The sequence below is a fragment of the Caulobacter sp. LARHSG274 genome, from assembly GCF_052871235.1.
Map to the genome: position 1 here is coordinate 432,448 of NZ_JBIXJO010000002.1, position 22,426 is coordinate 454,873.

General features: G+C 69.1%; 23 protein-coding genes. 10 read left to right on the forward strand and 13 right to left on the reverse strand.

All coding sequences use genetic code 11. The features are described from left to right. Positions 1 to 66: 66 nt before the first annotated feature. Positions 67 to 1,875 (reverse strand): translation elongation factor 4, encoded by a 1,809-nt coding sequence (gene lepA / locus ACIPQB_RS06335; protein WP_446484365.1) that lies wholly within the window; start codon positions 1,873 to 1,875, stop codon positions 67 to 69. 144 nt (positions 1,876 to 2,019) lie between these two features. Between lepA and ACIPQB_RS06340 the strand changes: the two genes are divergently transcribed. Further along, positions 2,020 to 2,625, forward strand: a complete 606-nt coding sequence (locus tag ACIPQB_RS06340; RefSeq protein WP_446484366.1) for a DUF1134 domain-containing protein — start codon at positions 2,020 to 2,022, stop codon at positions 2,623 to 2,625. Between the two features lie 134 nt (positions 2,626 to 2,759). Here ACIPQB_RS06340 and ACIPQB_RS06345 read toward each other — a convergent pair whose 3' ends face one another. Together ACIPQB_RS06345 and ACIPQB_RS06350 are read right to left on the reverse strand one after the other, a co-directional pair. Then, positions 2,760 to 3,335 carry a Uma2 family endonuclease gene (locus ACIPQB_RS06345; RefSeq protein WP_446484367.1) on the reverse strand — a complete coding sequence of 192 codons (576 nt, stop codon included), beginning with the start codon at positions 3,333 to 3,335 and terminating at the stop codon, positions 2,760 to 2,762. A gap of 139 nt (positions 3,336 to 3,474) precedes the next feature. Beyond that, complete coding sequence (locus tag ACIPQB_RS06350; RefSeq protein WP_446484368.1) at positions 3,475 to 4,362, reverse strand: hypothetical protein; 888 nt, start codon at positions 4,360 to 4,362, stop codon at positions 3,475 to 3,477. 311 nt (positions 4,363 to 4,673) lie between these two features. Here ACIPQB_RS06350 and ACIPQB_RS06355 point away from each other — a divergent pair, with 311 nt between their 5' ends. The 3 genes from ACIPQB_RS06355 to ACIPQB_RS06365 all read left to right on the forward strand — a co-directional run bounded on the left by ACIPQB_RS06355 (position 4,674) and on the right by ACIPQB_RS06365 (position 7,228). Next, positions 4,674 to 5,369: a TerB family tellurite resistance protein gene (locus tag ACIPQB_RS06355; protein ID WP_446484369.1), complete on the forward strand. Its 696-nt coding sequence runs from the start codon at positions 4,674 to 4,676 to the stop codon at positions 5,367 to 5,369. A 104-nt stretch (positions 5,370 to 5,473) separates the two neighbouring features. Beyond that, positions 5,474 to 5,785 carry a hypothetical protein gene (locus ACIPQB_RS06360; protein ID WP_446484370.1) on the forward strand — a complete coding sequence of 104 codons (312 nt, stop codon included), beginning with the start codon at positions 5,474 to 5,476 and terminating at the stop codon, positions 5,783 to 5,785. A 351-nt stretch (positions 5,786 to 6,136) separates the two neighbouring features. After that, complete coding sequence (locus tag ACIPQB_RS06365; RefSeq protein ID WP_446484371.1) at positions 6,137 to 7,228, forward strand: NADH:flavin oxidoreductase; 1,092 nt, start codon at positions 6,137 to 6,139, stop codon at positions 7,226 to 7,228. A 133-nt stretch (positions 7,229 to 7,361) separates the two neighbouring features. Here the strand turns inward: ACIPQB_RS06365 and ACIPQB_RS06370 are convergent, their stop codons facing one another. The 5 genes from ACIPQB_RS06370 to ACIPQB_RS06390 form a co-directional block, all read right to left on the reverse strand. Further along, complete coding sequence (locus ACIPQB_RS06370) at positions 7,362 to 7,763, reverse strand: hypothetical protein (RefSeq protein ID WP_446484372.1); 402 nt, start codon at positions 7,761 to 7,763, stop codon at positions 7,362 to 7,364. Beyond that, a complete protein-coding gene (locus ACIPQB_RS06375; protein WP_446484373.1) occupies positions 7,763 to 8,278 on the reverse strand; it encodes a dihydrofolate reductase in 516 nt (171 codons plus the stop codon). Before ACIPQB_RS06375 ends, ACIPQB_RS06370 begins: the two co-directional genes overlap by 1 nt. A gap of 64 nt (positions 8,279 to 8,342) precedes the next feature. Then, positions 8,343 to 9,182 (reverse strand): thymidylate synthase, encoded by an 840-nt coding sequence (locus ACIPQB_RS06380; protein WP_446484374.1) that lies wholly within the window; start codon positions 9,180 to 9,182, stop codon positions 8,343 to 8,345. Positions 9,183 to 9,280: 98 nt separating this feature from the next. Continuing rightward, positions 9,281 to 10,231 carry an SH3 domain-containing protein gene (locus ACIPQB_RS06385; RefSeq protein WP_446484375.1) on the reverse strand — a complete coding sequence of 317 codons (951 nt, stop codon included), beginning with the start codon at positions 10,229 to 10,231 and terminating at the stop codon, positions 9,281 to 9,283. 69 nt (positions 10,232 to 10,300) lie between these two features. Beyond that, positions 10,301 to 10,855 carry a DUF924 family protein gene (locus tag ACIPQB_RS06390; RefSeq protein WP_446484376.1) on the reverse strand — a complete coding sequence of 185 codons (555 nt, stop codon included), beginning with the start codon at positions 10,853 to 10,855 and terminating at the stop codon, positions 10,301 to 10,303. Positions 10,856 to 10,959: 104 nt separating this feature from the next. Here ACIPQB_RS06390 and ACIPQB_RS06395 point away from each other — a divergent pair, with 104 nt between their 5' ends. Continuing rightward, positions 10,960 to 11,907, forward strand: a complete 948-nt coding sequence (locus tag ACIPQB_RS06395) for an RcnB family protein (protein WP_446484377.1) — start codon at positions 10,960 to 10,962, stop codon at positions 11,905 to 11,907. Between the two features lie 47 nt (positions 11,908 to 11,954). Here ACIPQB_RS06395 and ACIPQB_RS06400 read toward each other — a convergent pair whose 3' ends face one another. Further along, positions 11,955 to 12,890 (reverse strand): NAD(P)H-dependent oxidoreductase, encoded by a 936-nt coding sequence (locus tag ACIPQB_RS06400; protein ID WP_446484378.1) that lies wholly within the window; start codon positions 12,888 to 12,890, stop codon positions 11,955 to 11,957. A 167-nt stretch (positions 12,891 to 13,057) separates the two neighbouring features. On the opposite strand from ACIPQB_RS06400, the gene ilvC reads away from it, so the two are divergent. Continuing rightward, positions 13,058 to 14,077, forward strand: a complete 1,020-nt coding sequence (gene ilvC / locus ACIPQB_RS06405; protein ID WP_446484379.1) for a ketol-acid reductoisomerase — start codon at positions 13,058 to 13,060, stop codon at positions 14,075 to 14,077. A gap of 234 nt (positions 14,078 to 14,311) precedes the next feature. Here the strand turns inward: ilvC and xseA are convergent, their stop codons facing one another. The 3 genes from xseA to gcrA all read right to left on the reverse strand — a co-directional run bounded on the left by xseA (position 14,312) and on the right by gcrA (position 17,423). Continuing rightward, a complete protein-coding gene (gene xseA, locus ACIPQB_RS06410; RefSeq protein ID WP_446484380.1) occupies positions 14,312 to 15,892 on the reverse strand; it encodes an exodeoxyribonuclease VII large subunit in 1,581 nt (526 codons plus the stop codon). Between the two features lie 202 nt (positions 15,893 to 16,094). Next, complete coding sequence (locus ACIPQB_RS06415; protein WP_446484381.1) at positions 16,095 to 16,601, reverse strand: hypothetical protein; 507 nt, start codon at positions 16,599 to 16,601, stop codon at positions 16,095 to 16,097. Between the two features lie 303 nt (positions 16,602 to 16,904). Next, positions 16,905 to 17,423, reverse strand: coding sequence for a cell cycle sigma 70 cofactor GcrA (gene gcrA / locus ACIPQB_RS06420; protein WP_446484382.1), 519 nt, complete (start codon positions 17,421 to 17,423; stop codon positions 16,905 to 16,907). A 247-nt stretch (positions 17,424 to 17,670) separates the two neighbouring features. Here gcrA and ACIPQB_RS06425 point away from each other — a divergent pair, with 247 nt between their 5' ends. From ACIPQB_RS06425 to ACIPQB_RS06440, 4 genes are all read left to right on the forward strand, one after another. Then, entirely contained in the window at positions 17,671 to 18,492 is an 822-nt protein-coding gene (locus tag ACIPQB_RS06425; protein WP_446484383.1) for an ABC transporter permease, read from the forward strand. 130 nt (positions 18,493 to 18,622) lie between these two features. Then, positions 18,623 to 19,837, forward strand: a complete 1,215-nt coding sequence (locus tag ACIPQB_RS06430; RefSeq protein ID WP_446484384.1) for an acetylornithine transaminase — start codon at positions 18,623 to 18,625, stop codon at positions 19,835 to 19,837. A gap of 115 nt (positions 19,838 to 19,952) precedes the next feature. Continuing rightward, entirely contained in the window at positions 19,953 to 20,888 is a 936-nt protein-coding gene (gene argF, locus ACIPQB_RS06435) for an ornithine carbamoyltransferase (RefSeq protein WP_446484385.1), read from the forward strand. Positions 20,889 to 20,896: 8 nt separating this feature from the next. Next, complete coding sequence (locus tag ACIPQB_RS06440; protein WP_446484386.1) at positions 20,897 to 21,136, forward strand: DUF2164 domain-containing protein; 240 nt, start codon at positions 20,897 to 20,899, stop codon at positions 21,134 to 21,136. 12 nt (positions 21,137 to 21,148) lie between these two features. Here ACIPQB_RS06440 and ACIPQB_RS06445 read toward each other — a convergent pair whose 3' ends face one another. Next, positions 21,149 to 22,291 carry a hypothetical protein gene (locus tag ACIPQB_RS06445; RefSeq protein WP_446484387.1) on the reverse strand — a complete coding sequence of 381 codons (1,143 nt, stop codon included), beginning with the start codon at positions 22,289 to 22,291 and terminating at the stop codon, positions 21,149 to 21,151. Positions 22,292 to 22,426: the final 135 nt, after the last annotated feature.

The following is a 22,426-nucleotide window of genomic DNA, read 5'->3' on the forward strand; positions in this document are numbered from 1 at the left end:
AACCCCAGTCCATTTGATCGTAAATGTAAGCGATCACAGCCGTCGGCGCAAATTGCGCCGGCCACATCAATCCCCGTCCATCTTCAGCGCCGCGATGAAGGCTTCCTGCGGGATCTCGACCTTGCCGAACTGGCGCATGCGTTTCTTGCCGGCCTTCTGCTTGTCGAGCAGCTTGCGCTTGCGGCTGGCGTCGCCGCCGTAGCACTTCGCCGTCACGTCCTTGCGCAAAGCTCTAACCGTCTCGCGGGCGATGATCCGGCCGCCGATCGCCGCCTGGATCGGGATGACGAACATGTGCTGCGGGATCAGCTCCTTCATCTTCTCGCACATGCCGCGGCCGCGGCTCTCGGCGCGGTCGCGGTGGACCAGCATGGAGAGGGCGTCGACGGGCTCGGCGTTGACCAGGATCGACATCTTCACGAGGTCGCCGGGCCGGTAGTCCTCGACCTGGTAGTCGAACGACGCATAGCCCTTCGAGATCGACTTCAGCCGGTCGTAGAAGTCGAACACCACCTCGTTCAGCGGCAGGTCGTAGACCACCATGGCCCGGCTGCCGACATAGCTGAGCTCGCGCTGCATGCCGCGGCGGTCCTGGCACAGCTTGATCACGCCGCCCAGATATTCGTCGGGGGTGAAGATGGTGGCCTTGATCCAGGGCTCGCTGATGCTCTCGATCTGCATCACGTCGGGCAGGTCGGCTGGGTTGTGGAGCTCGATCTCCGTGCCGTCGCGCATGTGGATCTTGTAGACCACCGAGGGGGCGGTCGCGATCAGGTCGAGGTCGAACTCGCGGCTGAGGCGCTCCTGGATGATCTCCAGGTGCAGCAAGCCGAGGAACCCGCAGCGGAAGCCGAAGCCGAGGGCGGCGCTGCTCTCCATCTCGTAGGTGAAGCTGCCGTCGTTCAGCCGCAGCTTGCCGACGGCGGCGCGCAGGTCCTCGAAGTCGGCGGCGTCGACCGGGAACAGGCCGCAGAACACCACCGGCTGGACGTCCTTGAAGCCGGGCAGGGCCTGGGCGGTGGGCTTCTTCTCGTCGGTAATGGTGTCGCCGACCGCGGCGTCGGCCACTTCCTTGATCTGGGCGGTGATGAAGCCGATCTCGCCGGGGCCGAGGCTCTCGACCGGCGTGTTCTTGGGCTTGAAGACCCCGACCCGGTCGATCAGGTGGGTCGAGCCGTGCTGCATCATCTTGATCTTCTGGCCGGCCCGCAGGCGGCCGTCGATCACCCGGACCAGCACCACCACGCCGAGATAGGCGTCGTACCAGGCGTCGACCAGCAGGGCCTTGAGCGGAGCGTTCTCGTCGCCCTTGGGCGGCGGCAGGCGGGTGACGATGGCCTCCAGCACCTCGTGAATGCCGACGCCCGACTTGGCGCTGGCTAGGACCGCGTCGCTGGCGTCCAGGCCGATCAGGTCCTCGATCTGGGCCCGCACCCGCTCGGGCTCGGCGGCCGGCAGGTCGATCTTGTTGAGGACCGGGACGATCTCGTGGTTGTTGTCGATGGCCGAATAGACGTTGGCCAGGGTCTGGGCTTCCACGCCCTGCGAAGCGTCGACCACCAGGATCGAGCCCTCGCAGGCGGCCAGCGACCGCGAGACCTCATAGGCGAAGTCGACGTGGCCGGGGGTGTCCATCAGGTTCAGGACATAGGTCTGGCCGTCGTCGGCCTTGTAGTCCAGGCGCACGGTCTGGGCCTTGATGGTGATCCCGCGCTCCTTTTCGATGTCCATGTTGTCGAGGACCTGGGCGGTCATCTCGCGCGCGGTGAGGCCGCCGGTCTCCTGGATCAGGCGGTCCGACAGCGTGGACTTGCCGTGGTCGATGTGGGCCACGATGGAAAAGTTGCGAATGCGGTCAAGGGGCGTCGAGCTCATGGGGCTGCGTCTAGCATATTTGCGGGGTTTCGCGAGCGCGATCCTCCCGGGCCGGGCATGGTTAACCCTGCGTTAAGCTCAAGGCCGCAAACCCGACTCAAAGCCTTGCGACAGTGACGCCTGTCGGAACGAGAAGAGCAATCCATGGACCGTCGTAAGCTGATCCTGTCGAGCATGGCCACCGCCGGCCTCAGCGCCTGCGCCAGCACCGCCCAGGAACGCCCGGGCGAGCCGCCGCCCCGGTCGCAGTACGATACGGGGCGAGCCCAGACCTATTCGGCCGACGAGATGATCCGCAACACCTCCGACTTCCTCGGAGTGACGGCCGAAAGCGCCGGGGCGGCGGTCGAGCGGGCCTTCCGCGACAACGGCCAGCCGACCGGCTACATCGCCGGCGAGGAAGGCTCGGGCGCCATCGCCATCGGCCTGCGCTACGGCCGCGGCCTGCTCTACATGAAGGGACGCCCGACCCAGGAAGTGTTCTGGCAGGGACCGTCGGTGGGCTGGGACTGGGGCGGCAACGCCAGCCGGGTCTTCACCCTGTGCTATAACCTGCAATATCCCGACGCCATCTTCCGCCGCTTCCCGGGCGTGGAGGGCACGGCCTATCTGGTCGGCGGCCTGGGCGTGAACTACCAGCGCGCCGACGACATCACCCTGGCCCCGATCCGCGCCGGCGTCGGCCTGCGCCTGGGGGCCAATATCGGCTACCTGGCCTATAGCCGCCAGCGCAACATCCTGCCGTTCTAGGTTTGGGCGGGAGAGAGCGTCGCGACCGGGAGCGTTTTCATCCACGGTCTCGCGATCTCACACGGCAGGACCGCTGAAGGTGAGGGCCTCTCAAACCCCAACCGCCTCGCCCAGCCGTTCCGCTTCGCGCCGGGTCACGCGTCGCCGAGCAGATCGCCCAGCCGGACCCTCAGATCCGGCGCCAGCCGCGCGGCCACTTCGCGATCGGCCTCGAACGTCTCGATCGACCTGTAGGCCTCATCCGACGGATCGCGATGGACGATCACCCGTCGGGTCTCGACATCCACGACCCAGTAGTCGCGCACGCCGTGATGAGCGTAGGTCGCGGCCTTCAAACCCAGGTCCCGCGACAGGCTCTCGTCGCTGATCTCGATCAGCAGGGTGATGTCGCCGCCCGACAGCTCCTGCGGCTTGAAGGCGCGCGGATAGAGCATCAGGTCGGGTTCGACGAACAGCAGTTCGGCCAGGTAGAGCGTGGTCTCGACGCCGACCCGCTGGTCGTCGGCCTTGCCCTTCACCAGCCATTCGTTGAAGGCGCTCTTGGCGATCTCGTGATCGTTCTTCTTGGCGGCCATGACCACGAGTTCCCCCTCGATCAGCTCGACGTTCTCGTCCTCCTGCATCACGCCGGCCTCGATCATGCGGAACACGTCCTGCGTGGTGAACAGCCGGCGAGGCAGGTCAGGGGAGGGGCGAACGGGCGCGTTCATGGGGGGAGATTATCACGGGTCAGGGCGCGCCGCGACGGGTGGGCGGGGCCCGCACGGTGATCCGTCGAGCACGGTGTTGAAGAGGGTCGGGAGAGATCGCGCGGCTCCTTCTCCCGCCGAGGAGAAGGAGCCGGTTTTCTTAGTCGGCCTTGCAGATCAGCACGTCCTTGCCGCCGCGCTTGGCGGGGACCAGGCTGCCGGCGCAGGGCTGGGGATTGGCGGGGTCGACGACGGTCCCGATCGGGGCGGCCGGCTTGGCCGCGGTCTTCTTGGCCAGGGGCTTGGCGGCCGGCTTGGCGCCGATCGGCGGCAGGCCCGAGGTCTTGGCGGGCGCCGCGGGGGCAGGGGCGTCCATGGCCGGGGGCGGCGGCGTCTGGTCGGCCTGCGCCGCGCCGAGCGGCAGCGGGCTTGAGGTTTCGGCGGTCGGGGTCTCGACCGGCAGGGACTCGGCCGGAGGCGCGGGTTCGGGCGCCGGCTCGGGCGGCGGCGCGTCCTTCTTGACGTTGTAGTTCAGGGCCTGGCCGAACAGGTTGGAGCGGGTCTCCAGGGCCTTGGCGCGCTTGTCGCAGTCGCCGGGCGGGCTCCAACTCATCCACACCTGGGCCAGGCGGGCCTTTTCGACCTGGTCGGCGCCGCCCCAGACCGAGTGGCCCTTCTTGATCGCCGCGGCGCCATATTCAGCGATCGGGCGCGGGCTGGCCTTCTCGGCGGCGACGATCGCCGCGCGATAGACCTTCAGGTCGCTGCGCGCCTGGTCGCGCATGGCCGGATATTCCTTCATGGCCGCGTTGAAGCCGTCGGGGCCGGGGAAGGCCTTCTCGATGCGGGTGACCTCGGGCATCACCTTGTCGTAGAGCTCGACATAGCCGCCCAGGGCGCCGTAGCACCAGCCGACATAGCCGTAGTCGTCGGTCGGCGGGGTGGCGGCCGGGGTCGTGCGGGGCGGGGGAGCGGAAGCGGTCGGCGCCGTGGAGACGGGGGCGTCCTGGGCCAGCAGGGCCAGGGCGAGAAGGAGAGCGGTCGCCATGCGGGCGGAGGTCCTCTTGATAGGGGCGTCGTGCGCGTCGAATAGAGCATTTCCGGCCCCAATGGGACCAGAGCATGGCGCCGGAGCCGCCAAGCGCGACCATAACGGCGCAACCGGACGAAACGCTCCCTCGGACTGCGAAGATTTTCGGCGCGCCGCAGGTTACGAACTTTCAATGTGCGGTGCAGCAGGCGCGGGGTGGGGCGGCGGCGTTTTTGTGCTAGAAGCCGGAACGGGAGCGTGATCCGCTGGCGGGACGCGCGTATCTCGTCCGTCATCACTCCGCCACGCTTCTGGACTTTCGTCGCTCCATGACCTTCTGGCGCAATATCGCAAGCCTCGCCGCGCGGCGGTTGGACATGGCGGAATGCCAGGAATGTCCGCCTGGCCTGCCCGGGCAGGACCCGGCCTTTTCGACCGCTGTCACCGCCCTGGGCGCCAAGCTGGCCAAGGCCGACGGCTCGGCCGATCATGACGAGTTCGCCGCCTTCGCCGAGGTCTTCCATCCCGACCCGGCCTCGGAAGGCAACATCCACCGCCTGTACGACCTGGCCCGGCAGACCACCCACGGCTTCGAAAGCTACGCCAAGCGGCTGGCCAAGCGCTACCGCACCTGCCCGCAGCTGCTGGAGGACGTGCTCGACGGCCTGTTCCACATCGCCAAGGCCGACGGCGCGGTGACCTCGGACGAGCTGACCTATCTGGAGCGGGTCGCCGACCTGTTCGGCATGTCGCCGCTGTCGTTCCGCCGGCTGACCGCGACTCACATCGGCGCCGAGCCGGACGACCCGTACCGCATCCTCGACGTGCCGGCCGACGCCGACGACGCGGTGGTGCGGTCGGCCTGGAAGACCGCGCTGTCGGCCGCCCACCCCGACCGCGCCCGGGCTCGCGGCCTGCCGATCGAATATATCGAGGTGGCCGAGGCCAAGTCGGCGGCGATCAATGCGGCCTTCAGCACGGTGATGCGCGAACGACGCGAATTGGCCGGATTCGCGGCGGGTTAGCGTCGAATTCATTTTACGGAACCATCGGTCGGGTGTTCAGTTGACGTTCACGACTGGCGCCCCATCTTGGTTCCATGGGCGGGGCTCGCCTGACGAGGACGATGATGGAGAAGTTCACCACTTCCCAAGCCGGCGAGAGCGGCAAGACCGGCGGCGTCGCCTGGCGCAGCCTGGCCCGGATCGCCGGCGCTGCGGCGACCTCGATCGCCGTCGTCGTCGCCGCCGTCCTCGCGGTGGTGTTCGCCGCGACCCTGGTGGTCATCGGCTTCATGGCCACGGCCCTGCTCGGCCTGGCCGCCTTCGCCCTGCGCGCCCGCCACGCGACCCCCTCCGCCCCCAGCGACCCCAGCCTGCTCGAAGCCCGCCACATGGGCGGACATTCCTGGGTGGCCTACGGCTGGAACGAGCGGCGCTAGGCCGGATCCAAACTTCGCCGTGTTCCAAACCGGCTTCCGCTCGATAAGGCGCGCGGCTGTTGATTTCGGCCGCCTTCACCGTCACCTCAGCCGTCATCCCGGGCCTCGTGCCCGGGACCCAGGGTTCAGCTGACAGTGAGGCGCCTTGGCGCGCCAGCGCGCCACCCTCTTGCACCTGCGGCGGACAAATGGGTCCCGGGCACGAGGCCCGGGATGACGGCAAGGAGGTGAGGAGTCGAACTCAAAGGCGCTTGATATAAGCACTGAGGCGGTTGCAGTATTTCTGCATAGTCCACAATCGAAACCCGCTCCTATAGTCCGGTCGACGACGACCCTCTCCTGGAGCGCTTCATGGCCCTCGACGCCCTGTTCAGACCGTTCGAATTCAAGTCGCTGAAGCTGCCCAACCGGGTGGCGATGGCGCCGATGACGCGGTCGTTCTCGCCCGGCGGCGTCGCCACCGACGAGGTCGCGGCCTATTACCGCCGTCGCGCCGAAAACCAGGTCGGGCTGATCATCACCGAGGGCACGGGCGTGGCCCGGCCGGCTTCGCTGAACGATCCCGACATCCCGCGTTTCCATGGCGAGCAGGAACTGGCCGCCTGGAGGAAGGTGGTCGACGAGGTCCACGTCGCCGGCGGCCTGATCGCGCCGCAGCTGTGGCATGTGGGCTCGGCCAAGGGCAAGGCGGTGCTGGGCAAGGTCGACAGCCCCTCGGGCCTGTCCAAGGCCGGCGGCGAGCCCTTCGCCGAACCGATGAGCGACGAGGACGTGGCCGACACCATCGCCGCCTTCGCCAGCGCCGCCGGCAACGCCAAGGCTCTGGGCTTCGACGCCGTCGAGCTGCACGGCGCCCACGGCTACCTGATCGACCAGTTCTTCTGGGACGGCACCAATGTCCGCGGCGACCACCTGGGCGGCCCGACCATCGCCGAACGCAGCCGGTTCGCCGCCGAGATCCTCAAGGCCGTGCGCGCCGCCGTCGGTCCTGACTATCCGGTGATCATCCGGCTGTCGCAGTGGAAGCAGCAGGATTACGCGGTCAAGAACGCCGAGACCCCGCAGGCGCTGGAGGCCTGGCTGCAGCCGCTGGCCGACGCCGGGGCCGACATCTTCCACTGCTCGCAACGACGGTTCTGGGAGGCGGAGTTCGACGGCAGCGACCTCAACTTCGCCGGCTGGGCCAAGAAGCTGACCGGGGCCCCGACCATCACCGTCGGCTCGGTGGGCCTGTCGGGCGAGTTCATCGCCGCGTTCGGCGGCGAGTCCAGCCAGCCCGCGGCGCTGGACGGCTTGCTGGCGCGGCTGGAACGCGACGAGTTCGACCTGGTCGGCGTCGGCCGGGCCCTGCTGCAGGACCCCGAATGGGTGGTGAAGGTCCGCGAAGGGCGGACGGGCGAGCTCAAGAGCTTCGAACGCTCGGCGCTCGGGGTGCTCTACTAAACGCGGCGGCCTCTCCAATCCGTCTCCCCGGCGAAGGCCGGGGCCCAGATTCAGTCGTCGTACTGGCCGCCTATCCGAAACACACAGCCCTATGATCTGGACCCCGGCCTTCGCCGGGGAGACGGGTGAAAGCTTAGTTCAGGTCGTAGAGCTCATAGGCGATCAGCACGCCGTTGCGGCCGAGGAAGGCGCGGCCGTGGGCCGAGCGCAGCAGGGCCTGGCGGTCGATCCATTTGGGCGTGGCGTCGGAGGCCTCGGCCCCCTGGTCGGCGCAGGGCACGGTCAGCCGCACCGACTGGCGCGGCTTGAACCGCGCGCCGCGCTCGGCCCGGATCGCCCGGCCGAACACCCGGCAGGTGGCGACCTCGCCGCGGCTGATCGGCCGGACCTTGAGGACGTTGAACACCACCACGTCGGTGGCCGCCGCTCGGGCCAGGTTGTCGTCCATGTCGATATTGGCCGTGGCTCCGGCGGGCAGGGCGGCGGCGAAGGCCGACAGCGCCAGGGCGCAGAGCAGGGCGAGCGATCGGCGCATCAGCGGCGCTCCAGGACACGAAACACGAAGGGATGGTCGTCGTCGGGACCGGCAGGGTGCTCTTCGCGCCGCACCTCGGTCCAGGCCGCTTCGTCGAAGGCTGGGAAGGCGACGTCGCCCTCGACCTGCGCCTGCACCTCGGTCAGGTAGAGGCGACGGGCCTTGGGCAAGGCCGTCTCGAACAGAGCGCGGCCGCCGATCACGCAGACCTCGTCGACCCCGTCCTCGGCCGCCTGCTCCTTGGCCATCTGCACCGCCTCCAGGAAGCTCTCGCAGACCACCGCCTGGGCGGGTTCGAACGAGCCGTCGCGCGACAGCACGATGTTCATCCGGCCGGGCAGGGGCTTGCGCGGCAGGCTGTCCCAGGTCTTGCGGCCCATGATCACCGGCTTGCCGAGCGTGACGGCCTTGAAGATCGCCAGGTCCGACTTCAGGCGCCAGGGCAGGTCGTTGTCGCGGCCGATGACGCCGTTGAGCGAGCGGGCCACGGGGCCGACGGTGAGGATCACGGACATGCTGCGATGTTACGCTGCTCCGGCCGGAACCACCACCTGTTGCGCCGCGGCGTGGGCGACTTGCCTAGACCGCCACCGCCGCCTTGATGTGCGGGTGGGCCTCGTAGCCTTCCAATTGGAAGTCGGCGTAGTCGAAGGCGAACAGGTCGGGCTTGTCGGCGATCGTCATGGTCGGGAAGGGCAGGGGCTCGCGGGTCAGCTGTTCGCGGGCCTGGTCCAGGTGGTTCAGATAGAGGTGGGCGTCGCCGAAGGTGTGGACGAACTCGCCCGGCTCCAGCCCGACGACCTTGGCGACCATCATCGTCAGCAGGGCGTAGGAGGCGATGTTGAACGGCACGCCCAGGAAGACGTCGGCGCTGCGCTGATAGAGCTGGCAGCTGAGCTTGCCATCGGCGACGAAGAACTGGAACAGGCAGTGGCAGGGCGGCAGGGCCATGTCCTCGACATCGGCCGGGTTCCAGGCCGAGACGATGTGGCGGCGGCTGTTGGGATTGGTCTTCAGGCCCTCGACGAGGTTGGCGATCTGGTCGATCGTCTGACCATTGGGCGCGGCCCACGACCGCCACTGCTTGCCATAGACGGGGCCGAGGTCGCCGTTGTCGTCGGCCCATTCGTCCCAGATCTTGCAGCCGTTCTCCTGAAGCCAGCGGACATTGGTGTCGCCGCGAAGGAACCATAGCAGTTCGACGATGATCGAGCGCAGGTGCAGCTTCTTGGTGGTCAGGACCGGGAAGCCCTGGGCCAGGTCGAAGCGGATCTGCCGGCCGAACACCCCGCGGGTGCCGGTCCCGGTGCGGTCGCCGCGCTCGACGCCGTTGTCGAGGATGTCCTGCAGCAGGTTCAGGTACTGCCGCTCGGGATGGTCGGCGGGGGCGGCGGCGTGGATGGGCAGGACGGCGTTCATGGCGACACTGTCCTACGCGAATCGAGGCGATGGCCAATCACAAAAACGCCCCGCCGGCGGGTTCCGGCGGGGCGTTTTGGTCGGGAGGCTTGCGGAGCCTACCGCGCCGGCTCCAGCCCGGTGTTGAGCACCCAGCCGACATTGTCGTTCTCGTCGGCGACTTCCCACCACAGGCCGTTCTTCTGGCCGGTGGGATAGACGATGGCGCCGGCCGGGAGGGCGCGGATCAGCTTGCCGCCGGCGACGGCCGTGGCGCGCATGTTGGTCACCCGCGTGGCCACGAAGGTCTTGGCCGGCGCGGCCTGGGCGGCCGGGACGTCGGCCGACAGCAGGCCCAGGTCGGTGACCAGCTTGGTGTAGCTGTTGATGAAGGCCAGGGTGATGATGCGGCCGATGTCGGTGCTCTCATAGCCGCCGCCGACCGCGCCGCCGAAGCCGTAGGCGCCGCCCGCGCCCCAGCCGATGTCGTTCTTGACCGCATAGCCGTCCTGCACGGCCACCGTCTCGGTGGTGCGGACATTGGTCAGGGACAGGACGGTGTTGGCTTCCAGCTTCTTGGTCTTGAGGCCGCCGATCAGGCCGCCGGCCCGGCCGCCGAGCATGCCGCCGATGGCCCCGGCCACCGCGCCGCCGCCGGAATTGCTGTCGCTGGCCTGGACCTCGGCGACCAGCACGTAGTCGGCGGCCTTGATCTGGCCCTGGCCGACATTGGAGCCGCGCTGCAGGCCCAGATTGCCGCCGACATTGCGCTCGATCTGGGCGGCGTTCAGCCCCGCGCCGCGGTCGACCAGGTTGAAGCAGCCCGACTTCTGGACGATGGCCTTCAGCAGCTTCTGCGGCGAGGCCAGATTGTACTGCATCCAGCCGCGGGGGTCGTCGCCGTCCATGATCGACACCGTGCCCAGCTTGCGGGCGCAGTGCGGGACCTCGGCCACCGCCTGGGTCTGCATCTGCTGGGCCTTGCTGGGCTTGGCCTGGGCCAGGACCGCGCCCGGGGTGAGAATGGAAAGCATGGCGGTGGTCGCCGCCAGTCCGGACAACAGTTTCATGATGCGCCCCTCGCCCTCAAGCTTGGAGCCCACCCTAGACCGCGAGGCGAGTTCCGCCAAGCAGAGCTCTCATCCCGCGAAACCGCCCTCGTCGAGAAACGCCTGCTCGGCGGCCGTGGTGGTCCGGCCCAGGGCCGGGTTGCGATGCGGGAAGCGGCCGAAGCGGGCGATGATGTCGCGATGCATCAGCGCCCATTTCAGGCCTTCGGTGTCGCCGGTCTCGATCTGCAGCGCCTCGAACAGGGCGACGCCGGCGTCCTGGTCGGCCAGGGATTCGGAGTGCTCGTAGGGCAGGTAGAAGAAGCTGCGCAGGGCCGGGTCCACCTGCCGATCGAAGCCGGCTGCGATCGCCCCTTTGGCGATCGCCCGGGCCTTGCCGTCGGTGGCGAAGGCGTGGCCGCTGTCCCGGTAGAGATTGCGCGGGAACTGGTCGAGCAGGATCACCAGGGCCAGGGCGCCCTCGGGCTCGACGGCCCAGCCGTCGTACTTGCCGCGGGCGGCGGCCATGTGCACGGGCTCGAACTTCAGGCGGATGGCCGCGTCGAAGGCGTCGGAGCGGGCGAACCACTTGTCGGGGCCGGCGGCGGTCCAGAAGCCCAGGACGTCCTGAGGTTTGGCGAGCATGGAGGTCCTCCGCAAGTCGTTCAAACGCGGTTCATGGAGCAAGGCCGATGCTTGTCTACAAGGGATGAGCACCGGGCCTGGCGCAAGGCCTTGCGGAGTATGAGATGAAACGTCTGATCACGACAGCGATGGTCCTGTCGATGCTGGGCGGAACCGCGGTCCAGGCTGGGGCGGCCGGGGCGGTGGTCGCCCAGAGACAGGCCCAGCAGGATCGGCAGGACGGCGACCGCGGTCCGCCCCGCGAAGGCGGCGGTTGGCGTCAGCGGCAGGAACAACGCCCGGCCCCGGCGCCGGAACAGCGTCCGCAACAGCAGCCGCAGCCCCAGGCCCGGCAGGACGACGGCGACCGTGGCGGCTGGCGTCGCGGCGATCGCCCGGATCGTGGCGAGCGTCCTGATCGCGGTGAACGCCCCGATCGCGGCGGCCGGCCCGACTGGGGCGGCGGCCGTCCAGCCCCCGAGGCGCCGCAAGCCCCGCCCCCGCCCCAGGCCCAGGCGCCGCGCGACCGCGACGGCGACCGCCGCGACTGGAACCGCGACGGCGGCGGCCGCCAGCGCGACTGGAACCGCGACGACCACAACCGCGGCGACCGCGACCGTGACCGTGACCGCGGCGACCGTGATCGCGGCTGGGATCGTGGCGACCGCGACCGTGACCGCGGCGGCTGGGACCGTGGCGGCTGGGACCGCGACGGTCGTCGTCCCGGCTACAGCAATCCCGGCTACAGAGGCCCCAGTCCCGGCCAGTGGCGCGACCGCGACCGCGACCGTCCGCGCTACGACCAGCGCCGCTACCGGCCGTTCTACAACGCCCCGCAGCGTTACCGCGTGCCGGCCTACCGCTATCCGCGCGGCTTCTACGTCCACCGCTGGTCGTTCGGCGACTATCTGCCGGGCGGCTGGTACAGCCAGCCCTACTATCTCGACTGGTTCCGCTACGACCTGCCGATGCCGCCGGTCGGCTGCGAGTGGGTGCGGGTCGGCGACGACGCCGTCCTGGTCGACGTCTGGAGCGGCCAGGTGTTGAGCGTCTACTACGACCTGTTCTGGTGACAACGAACCTTCCCTCCCCTTCATGAAGGGGAGGGACAGGCGCTGAGCTAGACGTTCGTCGTCGATTTCGCCGCCGCTTCGTCTTCCTTGGTCGCCACGATCCCTTTCAGCGCCACGTGGGCGATGAACCGTTCAGTCCAGGCGTCGAAGCCGGCCAGTCCATCCGCATCGGCGGCCATGTCGTCGGCCTGGTCGTCGGCATAGGGCACGCCCTCGCCGAAGGTCCCCACGGCCCACAGAGCGTCGGGAACCTCGATCCCGCTGTAGCGGCACTGCCAGACCAGGGCCTGGTAGGCCAGGCGCTCGTCGGGATAGGGCTCCTGGTCGGGATCGAACCAGTCCTTGTGCGCGACCAGCTTGGGCCGCCGGTCCGCCCCCAGTTCGTTGGCGCCGCCGTCGCAATAGGTGAAGAACGCCGCCGTGCGGCCCTCCAGGTGGTTGCGGGTCAGCCGCCGCCACTGCGGCGAGCGCTCCAGGGCCTGGGCCTTCAGGGTGTCCTTCTTGTCGATCAGGTCGGGACGCGGATTGCCGCCGGCCGCGCAGACCAGGCGGTCGAACATCAGCTTGAAATTGCTGCTGGGCCCGTACCAGTTGGTCGGCCCGATCAGGGCCCAGGCGTCGGCGCGGGCCAGGCGGCCGTAGAGGTCCAGGTCCCACATCAGGTCCGGCTGGGTCTGGCTGCGCGGGCCGTAGCAGTTGCACGGCCAGACGCACAGCGCCATCGACGAGGAGACGCAGGCGTTGCAGGCCTGGATCTTCGGCCGGCCGTGCTGGTTGCCGAGGTCCTCGTGGTCGATCTGCCATTCGGGCGGCAGGCGGGCGACCATGCGGTGCATCAGGGCCCGGGCCTTGGAATCCAGGCCCGGACAGCTGTTGTGCCGGCGCTGCGAGCCGGCGATCACCAGCACCCGCAGCGGGCGTTCCTCGGTCGCTCGGGGCGGCGCGATCGGCGTTTCGGCGGCGGGTTCCGGAACAAGGGCCATGGCGGTCAAACGCCTCAGCGTCTAAAACGTGGCCGCAGAGGCTTTAAGGTCACAGCGTTTTGCCGTCGTCGCCTTGACGAAACGGCAAAAAAACGCTCAAACGCCCGGCCTTTGTCGCCCCGCCGTTGCGCGCGGCGGCCAGATTGACCAGTCCTGGAGACCAAATCATGCGCGTCTATTATGATCGCGACGCCGACCTCGCCCGCATCCTGGACCGGAAGATCGCCATCGTAGGCTATGGGTCGCAAGGCCACGCCCACGCCCTGAACCTTCGGGACAGCGGCGCCAAGAACGTCGCCGTCGCCCTGCGCGCCGGTTCGGCCACCGCCAAGAAGGCCCAGGCCGAGGGCCTGCAGGTCATGACCGTCGCCGAGGCCGCCGCTTGGGCCGACCTGCTGATGATCCTGGCCCCCGACGAGCACCAGCGCGCGATCTATAACGAAGAGATCGCCCCCAACATCCGCGACGGCGCGGCCCTGCTGTTCGCCCACGGCCTGAACGTCCACTTCGGCCTGATCGAGCCCAAGGACACCATCGACGTGCTGATGGTCGCGCCCAAGGGCCCCGGCCACACCGTGCGCGGCGAGTACCAGAAGGGCGGCGGCGTGCCCTGCCTGATCGCGGTGCACCACAACGCCACCGGCAACGCCCTGGACCTGGGCCTGGCCTATGCCAGCGCCATCGGCGGCGGCCGCTCGGGCATCATCGAGACCAACTTCCGCGAAGAGTGCGAGACCGACCTGTTCGGCGAGCAGGCCGTCCTCTGCGGCGGCACGGTCGAGCTGATCCGCGCCGGCTTCGAAGTGCTGGTGGAAGCCGGCTATGCGCCGGAAATGGCCTATTTCGAGTGCCTGCACGAGCTGAAGCTGATCGTCGACCTGATCTATGAAGGCGGCATCGCCAACATGAACTACTCGATCAGCAACACCGCCGAGTACGGCGAATATGTCACCGGCCCGCGCATCGTCACCGCCGAGACCAAGGCCGAGATGAAGCGGGTGCTGGAAGACATCCAGTCGGGCAAGTTCGTCCGCGACTTCATGCTGGAAAACCAGGTCGGCCAGCCTTCGTTCAAGGCCACCCGCCGCCGGGCCGGCGAGCACCAGATCGAGGAAGTCGGCGGCCGCCTGCGCGCCATGATGCCCTGGATCGCCAAGAACAAGCTGGTCGACGTCGCCAAGAACTAGGCAGATAGACCTTCAAGGGTCATGCGTGGTCCTCGTCCTTCGACAAGCTCAGGATGAGGACCATTTATAGGCCCAGGCAGTAGAAAACCTCATCCTGAGCTTGTCGAAGGACGAGGTTTTCGAGCCCCAGAGCTAAACGTCGATCCACCTTGGATTCCGGCGGTTCACGGAAGCAAAAAGACGAACGGCGGGCTCGCGAGGGCCCGCCGTTTTTCGTTGTGGCCCGCTCCGAAGTCAGAACAGGCTGCCTTGGCCGGAGGGCGGGGGCGGGGCCTTGGGCTTCGGGGCCGGACGCGGCGGCGCGGGCGGCGGGGCCGGCTCGGCGCCCTGGCCGTCGATCACCGCGTCGCGGTCGCCATGCTTGAACTTCAGGTTCACCCGCTCGCCGCCGGCCAGTTCGGCGGCCGAGCGGGCCAGGGTCCCGTCGACCTTACGCACCAGGGCGAAGCCCAGCTCCAGCGGCCGTTCGGGATTGAGCGACTGCCGCAGCTTTTCCAGCCCGGCCAGGCGGTCGGCCTCGCGCTCCAGGCGGCGATGGGCGCAGGCGTTGAGGCGATCCTGCAGGGCCGGCAGGCGGGCGTGCTGGGCGATGCGCTCGGGCGCGCGGCGGGCGGCCAGGTCCAGGCGGCGGCCGAGGTCGACGGTCCGCCGGCCGGCCTCGACCCGCTGGCGGTGCAGGGTGTCGGGCGACAGCCGGGCGGTGACCTTCAGCAGGTCGCGGGCGTGGATGTCGGTGTTGCGCTGCAGGGCCGCGTCGAGACGGGCGGCGACCTGGTCGAAGCGGCGCTGGGCCGGGGCGGTCAGGTCGTCCAGCCGCGGCAGGCCGCGCACCGCCAGGTCCAGCCGCTGCTGGGCCAGGGCCAACAGGTCGGCGGGGCGGGGCAGGCCGCGCGCGGCGCTGACCAAGCGGGTGCGGCGCTCCTCGATCGCCCGGCCGCCGCAGTTGCTCAGGCGGCGGTCATAGTCGGCGACCAGGGCCTTCAGCTCGCTGAGCACCGGCGTGGCCATCTCGGCGGCGGCGGTCGGGGTGGGGGCGCGGCGGTCGGAGACGAAGTCGATCAGGGTGGTGTCGGTCTCGTGGCCGACCGCCGAGATCAGCGGGATGGTCCCCTCGGCCACGGTGCGGGCCAGGGTCTCGTCATTGAAGGCCCACAGGTCCTCGACCGAGCCGCCGCCGCGGGCGACGATCAGGATGTCGGGCCGCGGCACGGGCCCGCCCGGGACGATGGCGTTGAAGCCGCGGATCGCCGCGCAGACCTGGCCGGCGGCGGCGTCGCCTTGCACCACCACCGGCCAGACCAGCACCTGGCAGGGCCAGCGGTCGCGGATGCGGTGCAGGATGTCGCGGATCACCGCCCCGGTCGGGCTGGTGATCACCCCGACCACGGCCGGCATCGAGGGCAGGGGGCGCTTGCGGTCGGCGGCGAACAGGCCCTCGGCATTCAGCTTGGCCTTCAGGCGCTCAAGCTGCGCCAAGAGCGCCCCGACCCCGGCCGCCTCCATGGTCTCGATGACGATCTGGTAGCGCGAGCCGGCTGGATAGGTGGTGATCTTGCCGGTGACGATCACCTCCAGCCCGTGCTCGGGCCGGATCCCTAGTTGGCGCACATTGCCCTTCCAGACCACGCCGTCGATCGCGGCCTTGTCGTCCTTGATGGTCAGGTAGACATGGCCGTTGCCGTGGTGGGTGACCTTGCTGAGCTCGCCGCGCAGCCGCACGAAGCTGTAGCGGTCCTCCAGCGTACGCTTCAGGGCGAAGGCCAGTTCCGAGACGGAATAGGCCGGCGCGTTGGAATCGAGGTCGGCGTCGGTCATGGGGGACTAGATAGGACGGATGCGGGGGAGGGGGAAATGGGCGACGGCGGTCCCCCGAAGTCTCCTTCCCCCTTGATGGGGGAAGATGGCCGCGAAGCGGTCGGATGGGGGTGAACGCGCAGCGTTCTTCTCGCCGCCGTCTCAGCAGTCACCCCCATCCCCGGCCCTTCCCCCATCAAGGGGGAAGGGAGCGCTCCACCGCTCAGCGCCTCGCAGCCAGGGCCTGGGCGCGATAGGCATTGAGGGTCTCGGCCATCTTGTCGGGCGACTGGGGCCAGCCCTTGGGCAGGACGCGGTCGGCGGCGAGGCCGCGAACGATCTTGGCCATCACCGTGTCCTTCCGGACGCCGGGCGCGAAATTGTAGCCGACCATCTTGCCGCCCCTGGGCAGCCGGTAGGTGAAGAAGCCCTCGACATCGCGCCAGGACGTCGTCTTCGGGGCGCGAACCAGACCGCCGCTCAGCGTGAAGCCGCGCTCGTCCAGGACCAGGGTGTGGGGGTGAACCAGCAGCCAGGCGAACATCGCCGCGCCCAGGCCGAAAAACCCGGTGCAGAGCCAGGCGATCGTCATCTGGCGGGGGTCGCGGAACAGGAAGACACCGATCGCCACGAAACCCAGGCTGACGGCCAGGGAAAGCAGGCTCTTGCCCCGCGAGCCGGTGATCGTCGTGGATCGCTCGGGAACGCTGATGTCGCGCCAGGACGTCATATTGGTGCTCCCCCTGCGCGCCCCGCGGCGCGGCGGCATCCTCGAAGCTCCAGTGCGGCCCTGTCAACCTGGGCGTGACTCGACTCGGACTCCTTCCCCCTTGATGGGGGAAGGTGGCCTGCGAAGCAGGTCGGATGGGGGTGAACGCGTAGCGTTCTTTGCGCCACCGGCTCAGCAGTCACCCCCATCCCCGGCCCTTCCCCCATCAAGGGGAAGGGAGTGTGACCAGCCCCCAGACACACCAAATCCCGGACAGCCTCTCGGCCGTCCGGGATCGCGTTGGTCGGAACGATCGCCGCGAAGCTAGATATACCGGCGCAGCGAGCGCGCCAGTTCGGTCGGGCCCGATTTCTTCTTGGTCTGCTGGGGCTGGTAGGCGACCCGGGCGTGTTCGTTGCAGTAGGGGCCGTCCGACGAGCGGCGGCCGCAGAAGGTGAAGCCGTCGGCCGAGGGATCGCCGATCGGCCACTTGCACATGTGGGCGCCCAGGGTCAGCACGGTGGCCGAACCCGGCTCCTCGGCGCGGAAGGCCGGGACCGAGGGTTGGGCGGCGACGGCCGGCAGGGCGCTGGGCTCGGCGGCGATCACCCGGCGCGGGGCCGAGGGCATGGCGGTGGCGGCCGGACGGGCCGGGCGCGGGGCCTTGAAGGCCGGGCGCGCGGGCTGCGAGGGCGCGGCGCGGCCCGACAGGCCCAGCCGGTGGACCTTGCCGATCACGGCGTTGCGCGTCACGCCGCCCAGCTGTTTGGCGATCTGGCTGGCGGACAGACCGTCCAGCCAGAGCTTCTTCAAGGTGGTGACCCGTTCGTCAGTCCAGCTCATGACCCATCTCCGCCTGTGAAAAGAGCCATGGCGCGTCACCCCAGACTCGCCATAGACCCTACATCTAGTGTACGAACCGCCCCGCCGGCGGTTGGCCTACCACATAGTGTAAAGAATACGTTAAAACACACAATAGGCGCCAGGCTGTCTGTCCACAGGAACTAGATATTGATTCTGCCGGCAGGGCGCTTGCGCCGCGGCGGCGCCGGGCGCACATGGCGAGGGCGTCGTTAGGACCCTGGGCCCCATGAAAGACACCATCAGCGCCGTCATCCCCCCGCAGCCGCGCGACTACCACGGCTGGAACTGGAGCGGCTTCTTCACTCTCTATCAGCGCGAGATCCGCCGCTTCTGGAAGGTGGGCACCCAGACGGTGGCCGCGCCGGTGGTCACGACGCTGCTCTACATGCTGGTGTTCGTGGTGGCGGTGGGCGGCAGCCGGCCGGCGGTCGGCGGCGTGACCTTCGGCCATTTCGTCGCCCCGGGCCTGATCATGATGGCCATCCTCAACAACGCCTTCGCCAACGCCTCCTCGTCGCTGATCCAGGCCAAGATGATGGGGCTGACGCCGGACTTCCTGACCCCGCCGCTGTCGCCGCTGGAGCAGGTGGCGGCGTTCGGCCTGGGAGCGGCGACCCGCGGCGTCGTGGTCGGGGCGGTCACCGCCCTGGTCATCGGCCTGCTGCCGGGCGCGGGCCTGCAGGTCTCGCACCCGTGGGCGATCTTCTATTTCGCGATCGGCGCGGCCTTCATCCTCGGCCTGGCCGGGGTGCTGGCCGGGCTGTGGGCCGAGAAGTTCGACCAGCTGGCGGCGGTGACCAATTTCGTCATCATGCCGATGACCTTCCTGTCGGGCACCTTCTACCTGGTCGACAAGCTGCCCGAGCCGTTCCGCTCGGCCAGCCACTTCAACCCGTTCTTCTACCTGATCGACGGCTTCCGCTACGGCTTCATCGGCCATGCCGACGGCTCGATCGCCATCGGCGCGACGGTCACGGCCGCCCTGTCGATCGGCCTGTTCCTGTGGTGCTGGGCGCTGTTCCGCAGCGGCTATCGGCTGAAGAGCTAGTTCGTCGCCCCCTGGCGCCCGAATTTCGCCGCCGGTTTGTTGACAGCGCCAGGTTACACGGCGACAACCCTGGGCCTTCCGGTCCCCGCGCCTCCAGCGCGGGGGCTTCTTGCCTTTTTGGGAGGCCGTCTTGAGCAGTCCGACGTCGTCTAGCCCCTCGCAACAGCACATCATGGGCGTCTACAACCGCGCTCCGCTGGCGTTCGAGCGCGGCCGAGGCGCGCGCCTGTTCTCGACCGACGGCGAGGAGTACCTGGACTGCGTGGCCGGCATCGCCACCGACGGCCTGGGCCACGCCCACCCGGCCCTGGTCGAGGCGCTGAAGACCCAGGGCGAGAAGCTCTGGCACGTCTCCAACATCTACCGGATCCCCGAACAGGAGGCGCTGGCTGACAAGCTGTGCGCCAACACCTTCGCCGACGTGGCGTTCTTCACCAATTCGGGCACCGAGGCGATCGAGTGCGCCCTGAAGGCGGCGCGGCGCTATCATGTCGTCGACGGCCACGCCGAGCGGGTCGACATCGTCGGCTTCGAGGGTTCGTTCCACGGCCGCTCCTACGCCGCCGTCAACGCCTCGGGCAACCCCGGCTATCTGGACGGCTTCGGTCCGCGCCTGCCGGGCTACAGCCAGCTGCCGTTCGGCGACCTCGCGGCCTTGAAGGCGGCGATCAACGAGACCACGGCGGCGGTGATCATCGAGCCGGTGCAGGGCGAGGGCGGGGCGCGCGCCCTGACCGAAGCCCAGCTCGACGAACTGCGGGCCATGACCCGCGAGGCCGGCGTGCTGCTGATCTATGACGAGGTCCAGTGCGGCATGGGCCGGACCGGCAAGCTGTTCGCCTACGAGTGGGCGGGCGACGCCGCCCCCGACATCATGTGCGTGGCCAAGGCCCTGGGCGGCGGCTTCCCGGTCGGCGCCTGCCTGGCGACCACCGAGGCGGCCAAGGGCATGACCGTGGGCGTCCACGGCTCGACCTATGGCGGCAATCCCCTGGCCATGGCCGTGGGCCAGGCGGCGTTCGACGCCATCAACACCCCGGAGATCCTCGACAACGTCAAGCAGGTGGCCGGCTACTTCACCCAGCAGCTGAACGGGCTGAAGGACCGCTTTCCGGACGTCATCGTCGACATCCGCGGCAAGGGCCTGCTGATCGGCGTCAAGCTGATCCCCAACAACCGCGAGTTCATGGTCCTGGCCCGCGACCAGAAGCTGCTGGTGGCCGGCGGCGGCGACAACTGCGTGCGCCTGCTGCCGCCGCTGAACCTGACGATCGCGGAAGCCAGCGAGGCGATCGCCAAGTTCGAGAAGGCCTGCGAGGCCGCCCGCGCCAAAGCCGCCGCCTGATTTCTTTATTCCGCTCATCTCGGCGAAGGCCGGGACCCAGATCAAGCCCGCTTCTTTCCAGGATGAATCTGGGCCCCGGCCTTCGCCGGGGTGAGCGGGGTAGGGGGAACATAAGATGACCCAGCCCAGACACTTCATCGATCTGTGGAAGCTCGACGGCCCCACCCTGCGGGTCCTGCTCGAGGACGCCAAGGCCCGCAAGGCCGCCCGCGCCGGCTGGCCCAAGGGCCGCGTCGACGCCGACGCCCCGGCCGCCGACCGGGTGCTGGCGATGATCTTCCAGAAGAACTCGACCCGCACCCGCTTCTCGTTCGATGCGGCGATCCGCCAGTTGGGCGGGTCGGGGATCATCTCGACCTCGGCCGACATGCAGCTGGGCCGCGGCGAGACCATCGAGGACACCGCCCGGGTGCTGTCGCGGATGGTCGACGCGGTGATGATCCGCGCCAACAGCCACGCCGACGTCGAGCGCTTCGCCCAGGTCTCGACCGTGCCGGTAATCAACGGCCTGACCGACAAGAGCCATCCGTGCCAGATCATGGCCGACCTGCTGACCATCGAGGAGCACCGCGGCGACGTCGGCGGCAAGACCATCGCCTGGGTCGGCGACGGCAACAATGTCTGCTCCAGCTTCATCCACGCCGCCCCGCTGCTGGGCTTTTCGCTGAAGATCGCCTGCCCGGCCGTCTACCACCCCGACCTGGTCGACCTGGCCCGCGCCGCCGACCTGCAGGGCCGGGTGACGATGACCGACGACCCGCGCGAGGCCGTGCGCGGCGCCGACGTGGTGGTGGCCGACACCTGGGTGTCGATGGGCGACACCGACCATGACGAGCGCCTGGCGGCGCTTGAGCCCTACCAAGTCGACGACGCCCTGATGGACCTGTCCAGGCCGGACGGCGTCTTCCTGCACTGCCTGCCGGCCCACCGCGGCGAGGAGGTCACCGACAGCGTGCTCGACGGCCCCCGCTCCCTGGCCTGGGACGAGGCCGAGAACCGCATCCACGCCCAGAAGTCGGTGCTGGCCTGGTGCTTCGGGGCGATCGGGTAGGGACGGCCATGTCGAAGATCGAGTTCAACAAGCAGAAGCGCGACGCCCTGCTCGCCAAGCTGACCCGCTATCTGGACCGCGAACTCGACTGCGAGACCAGCCCGCTGCAGGCCGGCTTCCTGCTCGACTTCATCTCCGAACAGATGGGCCCCTACTACTACAACCAAGGCGTCCAGGACGCCCAGCAGCTGTTCCGCGACAAGCTGGAAGACGCCGTCTACGAGATCGAGAAGCCGTTCGTCGACTGAGGGGGGGGACGGCTACAGATAGGCGGACAGCGTGAAATCGGCGGTGGCTGGTCCGTCCGGACGCCGCAGCTTCAGCGACACAGAGGTTCCCATTGGAGCCCCGAGCACCGCCAGCGCCTCGCGCAGGGTGGAGAGGCCGTCGATCACGTCGCCGGGCCGGACGCCGGCCTTGGTCGCCGGGCTGCCGGCGCCGACCTCGGCGACCCGGACCTTGCCGTCCTCGGCGTCCACCCACAGGCCCGAACCGCCATAGCGGCTTTCCGTCGGCGCCAGGCCGTTGCGCCTGACCCAGACGGCCTTGGCGGCGCGGTCGATCGACAGGTTCAGGGTGCGTAGCACGGGCAGGCCGAGCACCGGTGCGGCGCCGACGGCGTCGGGCGGCCGCACCACCACCAGCGGGGCGGCGTAGTCCGCTTCGCCGACCCTCAGTCGCGAGGCCCGGACCAGCCGCGCCGGCGACTTGCCGGGGCCGGCTATGCCCGCCAGGCGCACCGGCGCGTAGGGTCTGTCGTCGCTCCACAGGCCCAGCCTGAGGCCGTCGCCGTGGGGCATGGTCAGGACCCACGGCATGCCGGTGTCCAGCACCGGCCGCAGCGTCGCCTCGCCCAGCGCCACGTCGGCGAAGATGCGCCTGGACCCGTTCGCGCCGGGCTCGTCGCGCAGTTCCGAAGCCAGCCGCGTGTAGCCGGCGCGGTCCGGCCCGCCGGTCGGATAGACCCGCCACTGGCCGGCTTCGAAATCGAGCTCGCTGTCGAACGTCGTCACCAGGCCGGCGGCCAGCAGGCCGTCGCCGCCGAGATTGTTTCCGGCCAGGCCGAACAGGGCCACGCCCTGCTGGCGGATCGCGCCGCCCAGGACCAGGTCGTCCACGGCATAGAGCGGAAAGCTCTTGCCGCCGTTCAGGGAGACGTCGCGCAGCTTGCGTAGTTTCAATTGCTGGACGAGCTGGTCGCGCACCCCGCTGACGACGGCCCCGGTGTCGATCACGAAGGGATAGGGGCCCTTGCCGTCGAGCAGGGCGTCGATCAGCACGCGATTGTCGGTCAGGCGGATCGCGGCCGTGATCGGTGGCGCATCGGCCCGGGCGGCGCACGCCAACGACGAGGCGAAGGGCAGGGCCAGGGCCGAGGCGGCGAGACGGCGGCGTGTCAGCATGGGGGTCTCCGGGACAGTCAAGGTCTCATACAGCCTTGAGCTGTAATCGCGGTCAATCGTCGGGCGATGACAATCACGTTCCGCCCCGGCGAACGGCCCAGGGGCTCGCATTTTCGCCGCGAGCGACTATTTAAC

Excerpts from the sequence above, each read along its gene's own strand:
- lepA (WP_446484365.1), bottom strand. The coding sequence starts at position 1,875 with ATGAGCTCGACGCCCCTTGACCGCATTCGCAACTTTTCCATCGTGGCC.
- ACIPQB_RS06340 (WP_446484366.1), top strand. The coding sequence starts at position 2,020 with ATGGACCGTCGTAAGCTGATCCTGTCGAGCATGGCCACCGCCGGCCTC.
- ACIPQB_RS06345 (WP_446484367.1), bottom strand. The coding sequence starts at position 3,335 with ATGAACGCGCCCGTTCGCCCCTCCCCTGACCTGCCTCGCCGGCTGTTC.
- ACIPQB_RS06350 (WP_446484368.1), bottom strand. The coding sequence starts at position 4,362 with ATGGCGACCGCTCTCCTTCTCGCCCTGGCCCTGCTGGCCCAGGACGCC.
- ACIPQB_RS06355 (WP_446484369.1), top strand. The coding sequence starts at position 4,674 with ATGACCTTCTGGCGCAATATCGCAAGCCTCGCCGCGCGGCGGTTGGAC.
- ACIPQB_RS06360 (WP_446484370.1), top strand. The coding sequence starts at position 5,474 with ATGGAGAAGTTCACCACTTCCCAAGCCGGCGAGAGCGGCAAGACCGGC.
- ACIPQB_RS06365 (WP_446484371.1), top strand. The coding sequence starts at position 6,137 with ATGGCCCTCGACGCCCTGTTCAGACCGTTCGAATTCAAGTCGCTGAAG.
- ACIPQB_RS06370 (WP_446484372.1), bottom strand. The coding sequence starts at position 7,763 with ATGCGCCGATCGCTCGCCCTGCTCTGCGCCCTGGCGCTGTCGGCCTTC.
- ACIPQB_RS06375 (WP_446484373.1), bottom strand. The coding sequence starts at position 8,278 with ATGTCCGTGATCCTCACCGTCGGCCCCGTGGCCCGCTCGCTCAACGGC.
- ACIPQB_RS06380 (WP_446484374.1), bottom strand. The coding sequence starts at position 9,182 with ATGAACGCCGTCCTGCCCATCCACGCCGCCGCCCCCGCCGACCATCCC.
- ACIPQB_RS06385 (WP_446484375.1), bottom strand. The coding sequence starts at position 10,231 with ATGAAACTGTTGTCCGGACTGGCGGCGACCACCGCCATGCTTTCCATT.
- ACIPQB_RS06390 (WP_446484376.1), bottom strand. The coding sequence starts at position 10,855 with ATGCTCGCCAAACCTCAGGACGTCCTGGGCTTCTGGACCGCCGCCGGC.
- ACIPQB_RS06395 (WP_446484377.1), top strand. The coding sequence starts at position 10,960 with ATGAAACGTCTGATCACGACAGCGATGGTCCTGTCGATGCTGGGCGGA.
- ACIPQB_RS06400 (WP_446484378.1), bottom strand. The coding sequence starts at position 12,890 with ATGGCCCTTGTTCCGGAACCCGCCGCCGAAACGCCGATCGCGCCGCCC.
- ilvC (WP_446484379.1), top strand. The coding sequence starts at position 13,058 with ATGCGCGTCTATTATGATCGCGACGCCGACCTCGCCCGCATCCTGGAC.
- xseA (WP_446484380.1), bottom strand. The coding sequence starts at position 15,892 with ATGACCGACGCCGACCTCGATTCCAACGCGCCGGCCTATTCCGTCTCG.
- ACIPQB_RS06415 (WP_446484381.1), bottom strand. The coding sequence starts at position 16,601 with ATGACGTCCTGGCGCGACATCAGCGTTCCCGAGCGATCCACGACGATC.
- gcrA (WP_446484382.1), bottom strand. The coding sequence starts at position 17,423 with ATGAGCTGGACTGACGAACGGGTCACCACCTTGAAGAAGCTCTGGCTG.
- ACIPQB_RS06425 (WP_446484383.1), top strand. The coding sequence starts at position 17,671 with ATGAAAGACACCATCAGCGCCGTCATCCCCCCGCAGCCGCGCGACTAC.
- argF (WP_446484385.1), top strand. The coding sequence starts at position 19,953 with ATGACCCAGCCCAGACACTTCATCGATCTGTGGAAGCTCGACGGCCCC.
- ACIPQB_RS06440 (WP_446484386.1), top strand. The coding sequence starts at position 20,897 with ATGTCGAAGATCGAGTTCAACAAGCAGAAGCGCGACGCCCTGCTCGCC.
- ACIPQB_RS06445 (WP_446484387.1), bottom strand. The coding sequence starts at position 22,291 with ATGCTGACACGCCGCCGTCTCGCCGCCTCGGCCCTGGCCCTGCCCTTC.